Below are 17,269 nucleotides of genomic sequence, written 5' to 3'. Positions count from 1 at the left end.
ACCTGCTTCTGGGGATTTCGGGGGAAATCTACTTAAAGGAGCGTTACTATGCAAGTCTCTACTTTTTTAGCTAACTTAGTTGTTAGCCAACATATTGTTCAAACTAAGCTATTTTACATAAGCAACATCGATGGCATTGGTCGCGCCAGTCCTTAAGTTGATCCGAGTTATTGAATTTTCCAACCATTAATTCTAATTTACTGATAATCAACTATAAGGAGAGACAGTTTAATGAAAAATCTAAAGTATGTTCTAATGACCGGTTTAAGTTTTGGGATTCTCGGTGGCCTTCAAGTGCAAACTAATGCGGCCAAACGGTATGCCCACGTCACATCTAATCAACAACTAACCACCGATCCAACAACTCGTAATGTTGTTTTTACCGGTAATAATGCACTTTATACCAAGGCGGGAACCTTGCGGGGTGCTCGGGTAATTGCTTCGGCTACTACCTTGAGTAACTTGAATGCCGCAAACACTCTGGGCTCCAATGTTCGGGCTTACCGAGTAGCCACTACAGACCGCGGTTCAGTTTACTACAAGGTGGTCACCTTCGATGGTAATTATCGCGGCTGGATCTATGGTGGTACTTCCACAGGTACATTTGGTGGTGGAGTTGCCCCTTACGCCACAACACAGGACGCCACAGCTCCAGATGCTAAGGCTCAATTTAAACTAGCCGACACCGCCCTAGCTGCCACTACCAATAATGTGATTTATGATGCCCCAGCCAACACAGAATACAAGGTTGGCGCAACCCCAACCATTACCACCCTATCAAACTATAAGGATGCTACGTTTACGGTTACCAAGGCGGTCACAAATCCACGCGATAACACAACTTGGTATCAACTAGCTTCTAACAATGCTGACCTGAACGGGAAATGGGTAAACAAGGACAACTTGGCTGAAGCTAAACCGGCTAAGCCAGCCAATACCAGCACTACTGATAACAGTGTCACGGTAGTTTACCTTAACGGTGATAATAGTACCAACAACCCAGTCGATAAAGCCAACAAGACCTTCACCACGACTGACACTTCGACCAAAGCTGGCCAAGTGGCTGCCAGTTCATTTGTAAACGCCGATAATTTGTCCTTGCAGGACTTTGCCAAGAAGAACGTCCCTGCTGGTTATGCGTTTGTTTCCTTTGTCAATGACAATGCTGTCTTTGGCGGTACTCAATACGTTCAAGTTAAAAAAGCTGCGCAAGTCAAAGTGGTTTATTTGGACGCTACCAACAACAATAACAATCCAATTGAAAAAACTGAGCAAACCTTTACGGCTGCCAACGCTGATGCTAATGCCGGCACCGCTGTCAGCAAGTATCAAGACGCTAACGGTTTAAGCCTATCCGCTTTTGCCAAGAAACATGTGCCAGCTGGCTACACCTTTAAGAGCTTTGTCAATACTGACGCTGTCTTTGGTGGTACTCAATATGTTGCCGTGGTCAAAGCTAAGTAGTCTTATTGATGATTTTAAAAAGTCTGAATGCTATCATTCAGACTTTTTATAACGCAAATTTAAAGGAGGTTCATCATTTGAAAAAACAACTAATTTTATTCACTGGCTTACTGGCCAGTCTATGTGGCCTGCAAGTCACCGCCAACGCAGCCAGCCAGTATTCGGCTAAACGTTCCCATGAAGTCAAGTTAATTTGGCGGCGTTCAATGGGTACCCACGCATTTAAAGCCCCCACTGGGGCAAGATTTTCTAAGCATTTAGGTGTTTGTTATGGCTATAACCCACAAACGGCTGATGTAACTTGGTATACCGATGCTCATGAAAAACTATATTTAAAAAATCTACGGATGTACTCGATTTACTATCACGTCACCAGTAAAAGCGGGCTACAAGGCTGGATCTGGAAGGGATATATGAAACCAGTTAATAGCAACGCTGGAGATGCATCAAGTAATAGTTCTAGCACTGGTAACTCAGCCAACAACACAACTAGTAAGCCAACTAATAGTTTGAGCCAAGAGTTAGCTGGCTTTTTCGAAAATACAGTCCCAAATAACCAGTTGCAGCAAATTGCCAATCAGTACCCCAGCTTTGTTAGTAAGTACAGTAATCCGGACAGTGGCGATGAATACTTTCAAATAATGGTCGCAAATAATTACAAAGCTACTCAAAAATACATGTCCTTCTTTTTCATTGGTAATAGTGCTACTAATGGTAAAAAGGAACAGCAACAACTAAAGTCCGGAAAAGTTTCGTTTAAGGACTATGTTAATAATGCCGTTTATGCTCATAATGGCAACACTAGTTTCAAAACCTTTCAAAATAATTTGATAGGGGCTTATGCCTTTCCTAAAGGCAGCCCCAACTATGGTCGAGGCGTTGTTGTCTTGGAAGATCCACCAAAGAACTCAACAACATCTACCGGACAAGGTTAACCTTAAAAATGTCTGCTGCCGTTGTGAAAGTTAAGCATCTCATACTTTATAACTTAGAAAAGAGCTCCCTGCAAAGCTGTTCAAAAACTTCTTTGTGGGGAGTTTTTCTGCCTTGGTTGCTCTGGCATACAAAAAAGGCCCCGCCCGATATCAAATAATCACGTTATTCACCATTTATTAAGAAGCTATTTCATTTTTATTAAATCAGATACATAGCTAATTATGGTTAGTATACTGTAACCATCTGGAGGGGTTTAATTATGAAAAGTTTTCTATTTAAAGTAGCAACCGGTCTGGCATTGACCACCACAGGAGTGGTTATTTCCCAAACACCAGCCCAAGCTGCAAAAAAGGTGAATCCAAAAATCACCACAGTTCAAAAATATGACTCAAAAAGAGCCTTACTTACACGAACGTTAAAGACTAATTACTTATGGAATGCCAAGCATACCAAGAAATTAGCCAATCTTAAAAATTATTCAAAAACCACGTTTTACGCTTCTAAATTAGTAGCCATGCGCTTTCCACATTACCAATACTCAGTAAATTATTACTATGTAACTAGCAGCAACCACAAACTTAAGGGATACGTTTGGGCTAAGTCGATGGTTCAAGGTAAATCCTACAAGGGTGGCTATTTCAGCTACCCAAAGTATAATATTCTGCTCTCAACTACTAGGGCAAGAAATTCTAAGGATCTGCAAAATGATGGTCAGTCCGCTATGGATGGCTATTCAACCAACTCATCCCTTAGCGCGTTTGCCAAGACCCCTAGTCTAAGTTCAATGAAAAAAGTCCTGAGTTATTACCGTAAGCATGACGGCGATAAAACATTACCTTGGACTTTGAGATCAGGTGCCAAAAGAGCAGCTAGAATCGTTACCGAAAAATCATGGACCGGATCAGCCACTAACAACATTATCAAAATTCCGGTAGTTGAGTTTGCTTATGGAAAGAGCAGCTCTTACTGGTACAATACCCGAACAAACTTTGCCGTTGCAAAGGACGTAATGAACACAAACCGAAAGCACGTGAAGACTTATGTAGCAAAAAACAGTACGTCTGATGGCGCTGTTTATTTAAATGGTATTCGTTTTAACTTCAACGACTCAGATGCTCAGTACGCTTCTAACTTTGGTAGCACAATTAGCAAAGTTTACAGTAATAATGTGGGTCCAAACCACAATTTATCGCTGGTGGAATTCTACACAAAGGTACAATACGTACTTACTAGTAGCATTATGTACATTAACCCAACCAAGCCAATCTTGAAGAATGGAATCTGGTACGGATCTGGACAAGCAATTAGCGGAAACAAAGCGGGCCGTGCAGTTATGAAGGCATTAGATCCCAATAAGTCAAAGGTTTATCGGTTAATCGGTACCGGTGGTTTTACTCAATATAAATATGAATCTGGTAAGTGGAATTATCAATTTAGCGTTAGCTTCATGAAGGTCGATAAGAGCCAAACTAAAGTTAGCGATGATGCCACAGAAGTGGACGTTTCACTTTGGACACACGGTAACCAAAACAAGACCATTGACACAATCAGCGCAACCACTGATGTTCGGCCATACTTATATAAATCGACCGAATATTATCAGAATTTAATTAACGGGGAGAATTAACATGAATCGAATTTATAAACGGATTTTAATTGCGGCCGTGTTTACCTTCACAGCTTTTGGTGGGGTACAGGCTTCAGCGGCTTTGAAGACTAGAGTAATTAAAGAGTACAGCTCACAATCATTCGCCGAAAATGCTTACCACACAAAAAATCTCAAGAAGAGTGTGTGGGTGTACAACGATGATTGGGGCCAAAAGGCTAAACCATTTACCAAAAAAGTATTTAACCTAAAGTCATATCCTGACACTACTTGGTTTGTTAATAGAAAAGTCCGCACTTACAACAAAGGTAAGTCCGCAGACTATTACGACATTGCTAATAAGACCGGATCCAGAAGAGGGTTTGTCCGCACCAGTGCCCTTAAAAAAGGGTTTAGTCCCAAAGGCTACCAAATTATTGAGGAGCATTGGGGTAACCAGGCAGGCACCTTCCACATTAAAAACAACAAATTGAACACCTACATGTGGAACTGGAGCCACACCAAAAAGCGGGCTAATTTAAAGGATTATCCCGGTGCCAACTGGTACCGTAGCGAAACAGTGGTTATGCAACACAATGGTAAGAAGACAAAATATTATTACCTCTCAGGAGAAGCTGACGGCACTAACAACAAGCGCGTTAGTGGCTACGTCCCTGCAAGCAATATCGTGGCGGGAAAGAACCCCAACCACGACAAAATGAAGATTGTCCACATCAACGACTTCGTTAACAATACCGACTTTAATCATTACCTGCAGACTGGGGTCAACCAAAAGCTGGCTAGAGAAATCATCAAACTATTTCCAAATAGCACTCCAGACTTAGGTTTATCAAGGATTGCCGTTTACAATTACGGTGGCTATGTTGACATTGATGGCGACGTTGAGCCAGTCTCAACACATGGATATTCAGACTTCATCTCATTCTCTGCAATTCAAAAGCGTTTGTACAAATATTCATCTGCATCAAACGCTACTAAGCTATCAATCATTAAAAAGGGACTAGCTAAAGCGGGTTATACCGCTGCTAAGCGAAAATCATTGTCAGGTTATAAACTGGGAATCCAAATTATCAATAACATCAAGAGCCCTAGTTTAGATAGCGATAGTACTCATGAGAACAGTTATGTATTTATTATAGGCAAGAAGCAGTAGCTAAAAATAGAAAGCAGGTTGCGACAAAACAAGGCTTAACGAAAAAAATGCTGTTATAATTTCACTTTTTGAAATTATAACGGCATCTTTTTCTTCTATTCAGATAGTTGCTACACGAATTAACATCAGGACTGAATCCTGCTATTCGCAGAATTCAATACTTGTTGTTCTTGCTGGGGCGCTAAGACGAAATCAATGATTTCTGTCTCACTCCCTGCTCTTTATTTTTAAGCTTACTTAATTACTCTATTTTTTCTTTCAATACCTCAGCCAACTTTTCTAGTGCCAGCTCGCGAGACTTGATGATGTCCATATTAAAGATGATCGAGTCGATGTCCCCACCGACAAAGTCAAAGCGTTCGTAATAAAGATATGGATCGTCCTTGCTGTCTTGGAAAGTCTTATCTACAGCTTGTTCGAATTGCTTCGTCCATTCGTAGTCCTTCATCTCTGGAAAATCAAGTTTAGTAATGTATCCTTGACCTTCTAGTAATTTGGCAGCTTTTTTAACTTGGTCGCCGGAAAAGTTGATTTTTGGTTTAGTAGCAGTTTCCTCTGCCATATCAACATCCCCTAACTATTTATCTAATTAGAGATTACCACTTTTTTTAGATTTTGTTTAATGAAAGAATTGATTACAAAACCCTTAAAAAATAATTTTTACAAGCGTATAATCTTAATCAATACTATAATGAAGTATGAAATATTTATTTTTATGAAATGAGGAATTTTACTTTGGGCGATGGCCAGATAATAACTAATTTAATTATCGTGATTATCACTTTTATTTTTGCAGCATTTTTCGTTGCCAGTGAGTTTGCACTGGTACAATCTAGACTCAGTGCGCTAGAAGAACGGCGCAAAAAAATGGGGAAGAAAACTAAGAAGATTGACCGTGAGATTCACATGGTCACCAATCTTAACGAATACCTTTCAACGACCCAAGTGGGTGTCAGTTTGGCAGGAATTATTTTAGGTTGGGTTGGTGAATCTTTCGTTGTAACTGTCTTAGTTGATATCATGGAGATCCACAATTCCCCAATCAATCCTGCAACAGCTCACGCAATTGGTGCTGTTCTCGGAATCATTATCTTAACCTACTTAGAAGTTGTGTTAACCGAAATCGTTCCTAAAAACATCAGTATTGATATGCCATTGAAGGTGCTAAGCTTTATTTCTACACCCCTTCACTGGTTCCATGTCATCTTCTACCCATTCGTTTGGTTATTAAACGTATCAGCTAACGGAATCGTGAAGATGTTGGGACTTCCAGTAGCAAACGAAAACTCAGAACAGTTTTCACAAGCAGAAATTTTGAACCTATCAAAAAATGCGGTTAAAACTGGTGAGCTTGAGCAAAATGATTACTTGTACATGCAACGGGCATTTGATCTAAATGATAAGGTTGCCAAGGACATCATGATCGACCGGACTCAACTTGAAGTTATTGATATTACAGCTGACGTTCACGAGGCTATTCAGATGTATCTTCAAGAGAAGTTTAGTCGGATTCCAGTTGTTGCCGATAATGATAAGGATAAAATTTTAGGTTACGTTTATAACTATGACTTGATTCGCCAATCACAGGTTAATTCAAGCATTAAGGTAGACCGGTTGTTGAGAAACATTTCAACTACCCCTGAAATGACACCAATCACTGAAGTGTTGAACCAAATGATCAAAAAACGGACTCCAATCGTTGTTGTGGTTGATGAGTACGGTGGAACGTCAGGAATCATTACTGATAAGGATATCTATGAAGAACTGTTCGGAACCGTTCGTGATGAAATTGATCCTTCGTTTACTGAGTACATCTTTAAGCAGCCTAATGGTACTTATCAGGCTAACGGTAAGCTAAATATTCATGATTTCGAACGTTACTTCCACGTTGATTTTCCTGAGTTTACGGATTCTGATGCGGTTACCTTAGCTGGTTACTTTATTGATAACTATCCAGATTTAAAGGCCGGCGACACTATTCAATTCCATAACTTTGATTTCAAGATTATCGATTACGAAAACTCATTCATCAATTGGTTTGAAGTTACGCTTAGAGAACCAGCCAAACCAGAAGATAAGCAAGATTAGTGATAATTACTTAGTACTTACTAACACCACCAAGGAGTAGGAAGATGGAGAACATTAGTTGTTTCTTCCTTCCTGCTCTTTTTTGATACATATCTAGGGAGGATTTGTTTTGAAAACTGTATGGAAAAAAACACCGGCATTCGTTATCTACACGGCATTCTTTTTGCTGTTTGTCGGTGTAATAGTTAGTTGTCTCTTTATGAGCGGCAAATCAATGATTTGGGAACTTGATGGGCTTGCCCAACATTACCCAATTATCGTTCAGTTCAGACACATGTTAGTCAGTTTTTTAAATAACCCTTCTCAAGGATTTACACATTGGGCATGGAACATTGGGTTAGGTTCGGATACCCTCACTAACTTTCAGTACTACGTTACTGGGGACCTATTCAATTACCTAATTGTTTTATTCCCGAAGAGCCAGATAGAAACGGGATTCGCGGTACTCGTATTTTTGAGGATGTACACAACCGGGCTGGCATTCTTGTTATTTACTCACAACTATCACTTCAAAAAAATGAGTACTGTAATCGGGGCTATTGCATATGCATTTAACGGCTACGCTCTATCGACCGGACTGCACCACCCATTCTTCATTTTGCCACTAATTTTCTTCCCACTACTGGCATACGGAGTCGATAATGTTCTTAAGAATAAATCATTTGTTCCCCTAGTTCTCGCAGTCTTTTTAACTCTAATCGGTAACTTTTACTTCGCATGGATTTTAGCAATTGGAGCTGTGGTTTATACACTAGTTCGCCTGATTAGCGTTAGAAAGAACCCTGAGTTTCATTTTATAAAATCAATTGGGAAGTTAGTGGGTTCTGCAGTTCTTGGATTAGGCATGGCAGCAATTATCTTCTTACCAACGATTTTACTTGCTGCTAACTCCACTCGAATTCACCAAAAATTCGCGAATGGGCTGACATTATTTCCATTCGAATACTATCTGAAGATGCCAAACACAATTTTGCTCAACGGTCGGGCAATGAGCTTCTGGCTGGTTATCGGAATTACCGGGCTGTCTTACCTTGGAATCGTGTACATGCTGGTTCATTTTAAAAAGTACATTTGGGGAAATATCTACCTGTTAATAATCATTATCGGGCTGATGATTCCAGCGTTTGGTGCGGTTATCAATGCGATATCCACCCCATCCAACCGGTGGATTTTATTAGCAAACTTACTTTTTGCTTTTGCCACAATGATTTTGATCGACAACCTGGATAGCTTAACTAGAAAAGATGTTTATTGGCTACTTGGTAGTAGTATTGGTCTAATTGCACTTGTTTGGGTGAATAATGGGATGATTCTGACCTTGAAACGCCATGACTTTATCGAATACGGAATGTTGCTATTAACGATTATTGCCATTCTATGTATGTTATTTTTCAAGTGGTCGAAAACCACAAACTTAGTCGTACTGGTTTGTGTATTCTCGCTTAACGTTGCGGTTAACATTGTCGGAATCTATAGTCCAAATGCAACTAACCTGGCAAAGCAGCAGATGGCCCGTGGCCTCTCTACTCGTTTTTCAAAGGATTACTATAACGATGCCCAGAAGTATGTAATGGCTCAACCTGGATTCTTCAGAACATCAAAGGCTCCTCGCTATCAATATAATAAGAATCTGGAAAACCTGGCTAACTACACCAATACCAACACCAACATTTCAATCAACACTGGAATCAATGACGAGTCAATTTACCTAACGTTGCAAAATGGCTACCTAGGAAAGTTCTCTCGAGCAGTTGCCAATAGTCAATTCTCAATGAATACTCCCATTGGCCAAAATGACTACCGGACTTCATTAAATAATCTGATGGGTGTCCGTTACATGTTTGCGAAAGCTAACACAAAGCACAAACCAATGGTTCCTTATGGCTACACTCCCGTAAAGGATAAGAATGGTAAAGTGAAGGTCTTTCAGGCAAAAGCTCGGACCTATGCAGATCCTGCCATCGAAAATCTTTACGGAACGATTATTTATAAATCTGACAATGCCTTGCCTTTGATGTACACTCAACCCAAAACCATCTCGCCAGCTAAATTTAACAAGTTGGATGCCATCGACAAAGAACAGGTTATGACTCAAGGGGCTGTTGTCGATAAGCAGTCAGAGGACAAATCACCACTAAATTATCAGTCATCTAAAAAGGACTTGAAATATCAAGTTAATGTCGATACTAGTCAATTAATTTACTCTGGCGACCAGCTTACCAAGTACCGACTGAATCTGCTTGATAATCCCAACGCAGACAAACTGATCAAGCAGCCCCATAGTCAGGTTAGCCTGGGTGCTAATTACCAGAAGACTAAGGATCTCTTAGCAGATAACAGAATGATTCTTGAAAACAACGAGTACAACAACCGTAACGGTCTAAAAGAGATGACCACGGATGTTACTGGCAAGCCACTACAATATTCGCTAAGCGTCAATGATCCTAAGTCTACGAAGAACAGTGAGTTGTATTTGGTAATTAAGGGAATCCATCAAACAGATGGTAGCCTTAAAAATCGAATGCAATGGCTATCAAACCAAAAACTAATGGATAACAAGCTCTATACTCGGCTTCAAAAGCTCAATAACTTGAGAACCAATCTAACTGATCCGCCTTTTGGTGGCTACAATTTTGATGCATACACTAATAGCTATCACACTGGATTTGCTCAATACGATAGCGATAACCTTTCAAACTATCGCCAAATTAACAACATTGTTCTTAACTTAGGGTATTCAAAGAACGCCAGAAAAAACATCAAGTTGCTGTTCAACCAAGTTAAGAACATCAAGTTCAAATCCGTTAAATTAGTCGCGGTGCCATTTAACAAGCAGTATGATCAACGGTTGCAAAAGCTCAAGCAAAATGGGTTGAAGAACCTCACAGTTAAGAATAATCACGTTACTGGAACCGCTACGGTCCCTACTAGTCAAACTTTAGTTACGTCCATCCCCTACTCCACTGGATGGAAGCTAACTATTGACGGTAAGCAGGCAAAGACATTTGTTGTGAACAAGGGATTTGTTGGTGCTAATATACCAACCGGTACCCACGATGTCGCACTGACATACACAACCCCAGGATCTAAACTCGGTAAACTTATTTCAATTATTAGCACACTAATATTAATCATCATTGGCATCATTTCGGCTGTCATAGCAAGAAGGCCGCGAAGTAAGCACGCGGTTAGAAAATGACAATCACGAATTCGGTAAAAATTAAAGGATGTTTTTTATTGATTTTTACCTGTATATTTAACTAGTAACCAGAATTAGATTAGGAGATAAGCCAGTGAAACCAATTAAAATTTTATATATCTCAATTGAGGGTAATACCCGTTCATTTTTAAAAAACCTCAAAGAATATTCAGAATCCATGAATTCCCAGGATGACAGCAATCCTACCATCGAATTAAAGGAAATTAGCGAGCAAACTGACTTCGATAACGAAGTCGATCCCTTCTTCACCTTTGTTCCAACTTACCTAAATGGTGGTAACGGAATCGACAACGGGGTTAAGGAATTGATGACTAACGCTTTGGGCGAGTACATTGATTATGGTAATAATGCTCGGTTGCTTAAGGGAGTTATTGGTAGTGGAAACCGTAACTTTAACGAACAATACTGTTTGACTGCCAGACGGTATGCAGAGAAGTTCAACGCCCCATTCTTAGCAGACTACGAGTTGCGAGGAACCGGTGCGGATGTTGAACGTATCTATAAGATTTTGGTTGATGCCAAGTAGGGGATAATGGAAAAAGGCGCCATGATGTTAAACATCATGGCGCCTTTTTTCATTCCCCCTCCAACCGTCTTAACTTTCTTTGTTTAACCGCATTTACAACCATCAAAACAGCAATTGCCACAACGATTATTCCTGCTGCAAACCCAAATAACGACTTATAGGAAGCAAAGTCGATAATAAAGCCACCGATTAGCGGACCGATTGCCCTACCAAAAGACATAAACAGGTTATACATCCCCTGATACTTACCACGTTCAGCGGGCGATGATAAATTATCAATCCAAGCTGGAATCCCTGGGAAACCAATCATTTCACCAATCGTAGTGACAACCATCACAGCGACAAAAGCTGGATAGTCTCGTGCAAATATCAGTCCTAAAAATGAAATTCCGAATATAAACGTTCCTACATAAGTTTGAGTGCTTAATTTGACCCGTTCACCAATTCTGTTAACGAATGGTTGCAAGAACACAATCATTAGTCCATTTAAGGTCCAAAGTAAGCTGTATTTCTCAAAAGAAATCCCCAAGGAAGTCATGTGAACAGAAATCACGCTTTCCCACAAAGTGTAGGAGAGGTAAACTGCCAAGACAACTAAACAGATAGAGATAACAATTCCCCTAGTCTTAATCCCAACAACTGCAGATTCGCCACTGGTTTCTTTGCTGGCTCGTTTATCAATATCGACGTTGAACATCGTAATGGTAATTATTAATAAGGCCAAATAAAAAAACGATGTAACTGCAAAAACGGTTGTTACCCCAAATTTAAGTAGAAAACCAACTAATAGCGTGCCAATTACGACCCCGATGTTTGTTCCAATGTACAAAACATTAAAGATCGTCCGAGTTGAACGACTTTTGATTGTTGCCGCGAACGAATTAAATAACGTCATGCAGGCCCCATCACCAAAGCCAACGAACAGTAGCATAATTCCAAATACTGGCCAATCATGAAAGAAAATTAGGATAATAATCGCTAACGTTGATGAAGATACACTTAAAATAGTTGCCCAGTATGGCGACCACTTATCAAATAACTTACCGCCTAAATAATTCCCAAGCATCATAAAACACGACATCACAAGAAGTGTTGTCCCAGCCAGAGTCAACGATTTATGTAAGTAGTTATGCATATAAACCGTTACTAGTGGCCACATAAAGGCTGCCCCAGCATTCAGCAGCAGCGAACACGCAATCACACAGATTAGATTAACCTCTGACCTTTTTTTAATCACGGTTGTTTCCTCCTAACTAATAAACTCACTCCTTATATTTTCGCATACCAGGCTGTAAAACTAAATGATTATTGATTGAAACTATTACTTTTTATCTGATTGGCAAATTGTTCGTTTCCATCCTTATTAAAAAAAGCATCGACTATCTTCCATTGAAGATAATCGATGCTTGAGTTTATTAGTTTACTTTTGTAATGCGAACTTGTAGTAATGAACCGGAGCGTTACCAAACTTAACCTTTAGTGGCTTGTTCTTGCTGTTTACGATCCAGAAAGTTTTGTTGCTAGTAAATCTGATGTACATGTTTTGGTAAGTCTTGTGATGACGTTGACGGTAAGTAATCTTCCAGAATGAACCTTTAGCAGTTACCTTGTAAGTTGCGTAGTTAATCAACTTCTTAGTGTATTTACCGTTGTAGTAAAGGTATTGATTTAATCCAGTTGATTGATTAAATTTAGTTACCACTGTGTAACCAGCGTTGTTACCTGACTTCCAAGTACCAGTTGGTGTGTTAATTGAAACCTTTGAACTTTTACTTGATGAGGTCTTTTTACTGCTACTATTTGTCTTGCTCGATGAACTATTTGAAGTGCTGGTAGTAGCTGAAGAACTATGATTAGTAGTTACCTTACTTGATGCTGGCTTAACGTTCATAATTCTGTAGAAGTATGAATCATTAGCTTCGCGGACGTAAACGTACACTTTTTGGTAGGCTTTTAACTTACTATTTAGGTTAACTTGGAACTTACCATTAACTGAATCAGCAGTTGATTTAGCTAAAACTTTTTTGTTAGCATCCCTAACAATAATTGAGGCACCCTTTGTGGCGTCTCCAGTGATGCTAGTTGAGTTTGTATAAACATCATCGATATCTAGCGTAAGTGAGTTGGCAGAGACGGCTTTGGCACCAAACAATAGGGCAAACAAAGCGACAGCAAATACCAAAAACTTTGATCTTTTCATTAGTTATTAACTCCTCAAATTAAAATTGCAGATTTTATTATAGTCACCTTTTTCAAAAATATCTGCAAATACTTGGTAGCTTACGTTTTTCTTAAAGAAATAAAGTGAAAATTTGTAAGCGATTTACATATTTATGGGTAAACTAAGAACTAATTCCACTAGCCCCCTTTTTTTAGTGAATTATGTGTTATATAATGTTTTTGCAGTGGTATAGACATTTATACCAATTTACTTAGTTAATTACTGATAGGAGTGGACATTTTGCCAACTGAAAGACGTTCGTTGATTATGCTTTTCGGTGCAACCGGAGATTTAGCAACTAGAAAGTTGTACCCAGCAATCTTTAACCTTTATAAAAAAGGTAACTTAAAGGAACATTTTGCCGTTATTGGTACTTCTCGTTACAAGTTTGATGATGAAAAATTTAGAGAAACAGTTTCAAAATCTGTATCTGAAAAGGGTGTTGACAAGAAGCTTGTTGAATCATTCATCAAGCATTTCTTCTTTGTTACCCATGACGTTACCGACCTAGATCATTACTCAGTCTTGAAAGAAAAGGCTGAAGAACTTGATAAGAAGTTCAAGCTAGAAGGTAACCGAGTATTCTACATCTCAATGGCACCAAACTTCTTTGGTACTGTTGCTAAAAACCTTAAAAATCAAGGACTTCTTACAGAAGGCAAAGGCTTCAACCGTCTTGTAATTGAAAAACCATTCGGTCGTGATTTCGAATCTGCTAAGGAATTGAATGATGCACTTAGCGAATCATTTGAAGAAAACCAAATCTACCGTATCGACCACTATCTTGGTAAAGAAATGATCCAAAACATCGAAGCTGTTCGTTTTGGAAACACAATCTTCGAAGCCCTTTGGAACAACCGTTACATCGACAACATCCAAGTTACATTAGCTGAAAATCTTGGTGTTGAAGAACGTGCCGGTTATTACGATAACTCAGGTGCCCTTCGTGACATGGTTCAAAACCACATCATGCAAATCGTTAGTTTGCTTGCTATGGAACAACCTGTTGCCTTCAAGGATACTGATATTCGTTCTGAAAAAGTTAAGGCTTTGCGTAGTCTTCGTGTCTACAACGTTGCCGAAGCTTCAACCAACTTTGTTCGCGGCCAATACAGTGCATCTGGTGATGGTGAGACCAAAGAATACCGTGAAGAAGATGGTGTTCCAGCAGATTCAAACACTGAAACATTCGTTGCAGGTAAGCTATTATTTGATAACTACCGTTGGTCAGGAGTTCCTTTCTACATTAGAACTGGTAAAAAACTTGCTGACAAGTTCACCAGAGTTGACGTTGTCTTTAAGAAGCCTTTAGTGGACATTTTCTCATTCCCACAAGATGGCAACACATTGCTTAGCCCTAACGTATTGACAATCCACATCGAACCAGAACAAGGATTCTCACTTGTCGTTAACGCTAAGAATGGTGAACAAGGATTCCATACTGAACCAGTTAACTTGGACTTCTACGAAAACTCACAACGTACTAAAGCAACTCCACAACCATACGAACGTTTGATTCATGACGTACTTAAGGGTGACGGTACTAACTTCTCAAGTTGGCCAGAAGTTGCCAGTGCATGGAAGTTTGTTGACCAAATTCGTCGCGTTTGGGACATTCAACAACCAATGTTCCCTAACTACATCCCTGGATCAATGGGACCAGTTGCTGCTGATGAATTATTAGCACGTGACCACCGTGAATGGATTTACAAATTAAATCAATAATCAAAAATCCCCCATTTGAGGGGATTTTTTCAGTTTTACTAAATATTTACCCGTTTTTTTGAAAATCTTTTCCATTCACATATCGCTTGTGCAGTGTTACACTATTTTTGTACGAACTTTACAATTTTTTATACGCAAAGGATGGTATTACAATGGCTGATCAAAAAGCAAACATTGGTGTTGTAGGTATGGCCGTTATGGGTAAGAACCTTGCCCTTAACATTGAAAGCCGCGGCTTTACTGTTGGTATCTATAACCGTTCAGAATCAAAGACTAAGAACGTAATGGCTGATCACAGCGAAAAGAAATTAGTTCCTAGTTACTCAATCAAGGACTTCGTTAAGTCACTTGAAACTCCTCGTCGTATCGTTATGATGGTTAAGGCTGGAAAGCCAACTGATGCCGTTATCGATGAACTTATTCCTTTGCTAGACAAAGGTGACGTTTTAATTGATGGTGGTAACACAAACTTCCACGATACTATGGCAAGAAATGCTAAGCTAGATAAATCTGGTATCAACTTTATTGGTATGGGTGTATCTGGTGGTGAACTTGGTGCCCTTCAAGGTCCTTCACTTATGCCTGGTGGCCAAAAAGAAGCATACGATTTAGTTGAACCAATCTTAACTCAAATCGCTGCTAAGGCCCCTGCTGATGGCGAACCTTGTGTTACTTACATCGGCCCTAACGGTGCTGGTCACTATGTAAAGATGGTTCATAACGGTATCGAATACGGTGATGAAGAGTTGATCGACGAAAGTTACAACATCTTGAGAAACCTTGCAGGTTACTCAGTTGATGAACTTGCTGACATCTTCAAAGAATGGAACAAAGGCGAACTTGAAAGTTACTTAATTGAAATTACTGCTGACATCCTTACTCGTAAAGATGATCTTGGTGATGACAAGAGTAAGCCTATCGTTGATATGATTCTTGACCGTGGTGCTAACAAGGGTACTGGTAAGTGGAGTTCACAAGATGCTCTTGAAGTTGGTGTTGACCAATCACTTATCACTGAATCAGTTTACGCTCGTTTCATCTCAATGATCAAAGACGAACGTGTTGCTGCTTCTAAAGTACTTCCTGCTCCTAAAGGCAACGTTGACTTCGACAAGAAGGAACTCGTTGAAAAAGTTCGTGAAGCACTCTACTTTGGTAAAGTTATGAGTTATGCTCAAGGATTTGCCCAAATGAAGGCCGCTTCAGACCAATACGAATGGGACCTTAAGTTAGGCGAAATGGCTAAGATCTGGCGTGCAGGTTGTATCATCCGTGCTCGTTTCTTGCAAAACATCACTGATGCTTACGACAAGAACCCTGCACTTCAAAACTTGCTTCTTGACCCTTACTTCACTGAAATCTGTGAAAAGTATCAAGAATCAGCACGTGACGTTGTTGCTCTTTCTGCAAAAGCTGGAATTCCAATTCCATCACTTGCAGCTGCTGTTTCATACTACGATTCATATCGTTCAGAAGTTGTTCCTGCAAACTTATTGCAAGCACAACGTGATTACTTCGGTGCTCACACTTACGAACGTGTTGACCGTGAAGGTAGCTTCCATTACCCATGGTACGAAGAACAATAAAACATTTTTAAACCAAACAAAAACCGTTGAGAAATTCTCAACGGTTTTTTTATTATTCATAATGAGTGCCGCTCAAACGACTGAGGGCTTCTTTTTTTAAGTAGTACGGAGTGATTCCTTGATCGATATTGTCAGTAATCATTCGCTGAGCTTGTTGCCGAGCTTGAATTGTCGGCACTTTCAAAGTTGTTAATGAATGATTGACCATCAACTGCTTCAAATCAACTTTTGTCTTGTAGCGTAACTTCTTGTCTGCCATGACAATTCCCCCTGTCTGTTGATAACTAAATCATAGCAAAAACAAATTAAAAAGTATAATCAAAAGACTAATCGTGTACTGGAATCTTTTCAAACTTTTGTTCGTACCAATTATCCCACGTATCAGCAACCAAATTACCACTATCATAATACTCTGGGTCAATCGTTGAAATTACACTATTAATTTCGTTACCACACCTGCGGAACAGCTCAGTTTGGATCTGTTTCGGGGTGAGCGACTGATTCTCAAAGATAAAGTGATTGATATCATTCAAAAAGTAATCGACTTTATAGCTAGACAAGATTTCCAAATTGTTAACCTTGTACCGACCTAAATAAAAACGGATAAAGTCAAAGGCTGCTTGTTCTTTCGCGTCGTCACTCAATTCATCAAATTTAACTTTCTTTGCCACAGTGCCACCTCCTTCAACTCCATTATGCCACAGCAATTTTATATTGAACAATTTAGTAGTAAAATTGGGATAG

14 protein-coding genes are annotated in these 17,269 nt (G+C 39.6%); 9 read left to right on the top strand and 5 right to left on the bottom strand.

The window, feature by feature from the left end:
- Positions 1-231: 231 nt before the first annotated feature.
- From PL11_RS04740 to PL11_RS04725, 4 genes are all read left to right on the top strand, one after another.
- Entirely contained in the window at positions 232-1,464 is a 1,233-nt protein-coding gene (locus PL11_RS04740) for a hypothetical protein (RefSeq protein WP_052127812.1), read from the top strand.
- 77 nt (positions 1,465-1,541) lie between these two features.
- The gene (locus tag PL11_RS04735; protein WP_035167726.1) at positions 1,542-2,399 is read left to right on the top strand and encodes a hypothetical protein; all 858 of its coding nucleotides are present in this window, start codon (positions 1,542-1,544) and stop codon (positions 2,397-2,399) included.
- A 260-nt stretch (positions 2,400-2,659) separates the two neighbouring features.
- On the top strand, positions 2,660-4,027 hold the full coding sequence (locus PL11_RS04730; protein ID WP_035167725.1) for a hypothetical protein: 1,368 nt from the start codon (positions 2,660-2,662) through the stop codon (positions 4,025-4,027).
- Between the two features lies 1 nt (position 4,028).
- On the top strand, positions 4,029-5,159 hold the full coding sequence (locus PL11_RS04725; RefSeq protein WP_035167724.1) for a hypothetical protein: 1,131 nt from the start codon (positions 4,029-4,031) through the stop codon (positions 5,157-5,159).
- A 241-nt stretch (positions 5,160-5,400) separates the two neighbouring features.
- On the opposite strand, the gene PL11_RS04720 is transcribed toward PL11_RS04725, so the two are convergent.
- On the bottom strand, positions 5,401-5,721 hold the full coding sequence (locus PL11_RS04720) for a hypothetical protein (RefSeq protein ID WP_035167723.1): 321 nt from the start codon (positions 5,719-5,721) through the stop codon (positions 5,401-5,403).
- A gap of 158 nt (positions 5,722-5,879) precedes the next feature.
- Between PL11_RS04720 and PL11_RS04715 the strand changes: the two genes are divergently transcribed.
- From PL11_RS04715 to nrdI, 3 genes are all read left to right on the top strand, one after another.
- Entirely contained in the window at positions 5,880-7,247 is a 1,368-nt protein-coding gene (locus PL11_RS04715; protein WP_035167722.1) for a hemolysin family protein, read from the top strand.
- A gap of 109 nt (positions 7,248-7,356) precedes the next feature.
- On the top strand, positions 7,357-10,446 hold the full coding sequence (locus PL11_RS04710) for a YfhO family protein (RefSeq protein WP_035167720.1): 3,090 nt from the start codon (positions 7,357-7,359) through the stop codon (positions 10,444-10,446).
- A 94-nt stretch (positions 10,447-10,540) separates the two neighbouring features.
- Positions 10,541-10,993, top strand: a complete 453-nt coding sequence (nrdI, locus tag PL11_RS04705) for a class Ib ribonucleoside-diphosphate reductase assembly flavoprotein NrdI (RefSeq protein ID WP_035167719.1) — start codon at positions 10,541-10,543, stop codon at positions 10,991-10,993.
- 49 nt (positions 10,994-11,042) lie between these two features.
- Here the strand turns inward: nrdI and PL11_RS04700 are convergent, their stop codons facing one another.
- Together PL11_RS04700 and PL11_RS04695 are read right to left on the bottom strand one after the other, a co-directional pair.
- Positions 11,043-12,230, bottom strand: coding sequence for an MDR family MFS transporter (locus PL11_RS04700; RefSeq protein WP_035167718.1), 1,188 nt, complete (start codon positions 12,228-12,230; stop codon positions 11,043-11,045).
- Positions 12,231-12,413: 183 nt separating this feature from the next.
- Complete coding sequence (locus PL11_RS04695) at positions 12,414-13,193, bottom strand: Ig-like domain-containing protein (RefSeq protein ID WP_035167717.1); 780 nt, start codon at positions 13,191-13,193, stop codon at positions 12,414-12,416.
- A 261-nt stretch (positions 13,194-13,454) separates the two neighbouring features.
- On the opposite strand from PL11_RS04695, the gene zwf reads away from it, so the two are divergent.
- The gene (zwf, locus tag PL11_RS04690) at positions 13,455-14,939 is read left to right on the top strand and encodes a glucose-6-phosphate dehydrogenase (RefSeq protein WP_035167716.1); all 1,485 of its coding nucleotides are present in this window, start codon (positions 13,455-13,457) and stop codon (positions 14,937-14,939) included.
- 152 nt (positions 14,940-15,091) lie between these two features.
- On the top strand, positions 15,092-16,525 hold the full coding sequence (gndA, locus tag PL11_RS04685) for an NADP-dependent phosphogluconate dehydrogenase (RefSeq protein WP_035167715.1): 1,434 nt from the start codon (positions 15,092-15,094) through the stop codon (positions 16,523-16,525).
- 52 nt (positions 16,526-16,577) lie between these two features.
- On the opposite strand, the gene PL11_RS04680 is transcribed toward gndA, so the two are convergent.
- The gene (locus PL11_RS04680; protein ID WP_052127811.1) at positions 16,578-16,784 is read right to left on the bottom strand and encodes a hypothetical protein; all 207 of its coding nucleotides are present in this window, start codon (positions 16,782-16,784) and stop codon (positions 16,578-16,580) included.
- 67 nt (positions 16,785-16,851) lie between these two features.
- A complete protein-coding gene (locus PL11_RS04675; protein WP_237047521.1) occupies positions 16,852-17,196 on the bottom strand; it encodes a hypothetical protein in 345 nt (114 codons plus the stop codon).
- Positions 17,197-17,269: the final 73 nt, after the last annotated feature.

It is taken from the genome of Lentilactobacillus curieae (genome assembly GCF_000785105.2).
Taxonomy (GTDB): Bacteria; Bacillota; Bacilli; order Lactobacillales; family Lactobacillaceae; genus Lentilactobacillus; species Lentilactobacillus curieae.
This window is presented reverse-complemented; position numbering and strand designations above follow the sequence as displayed.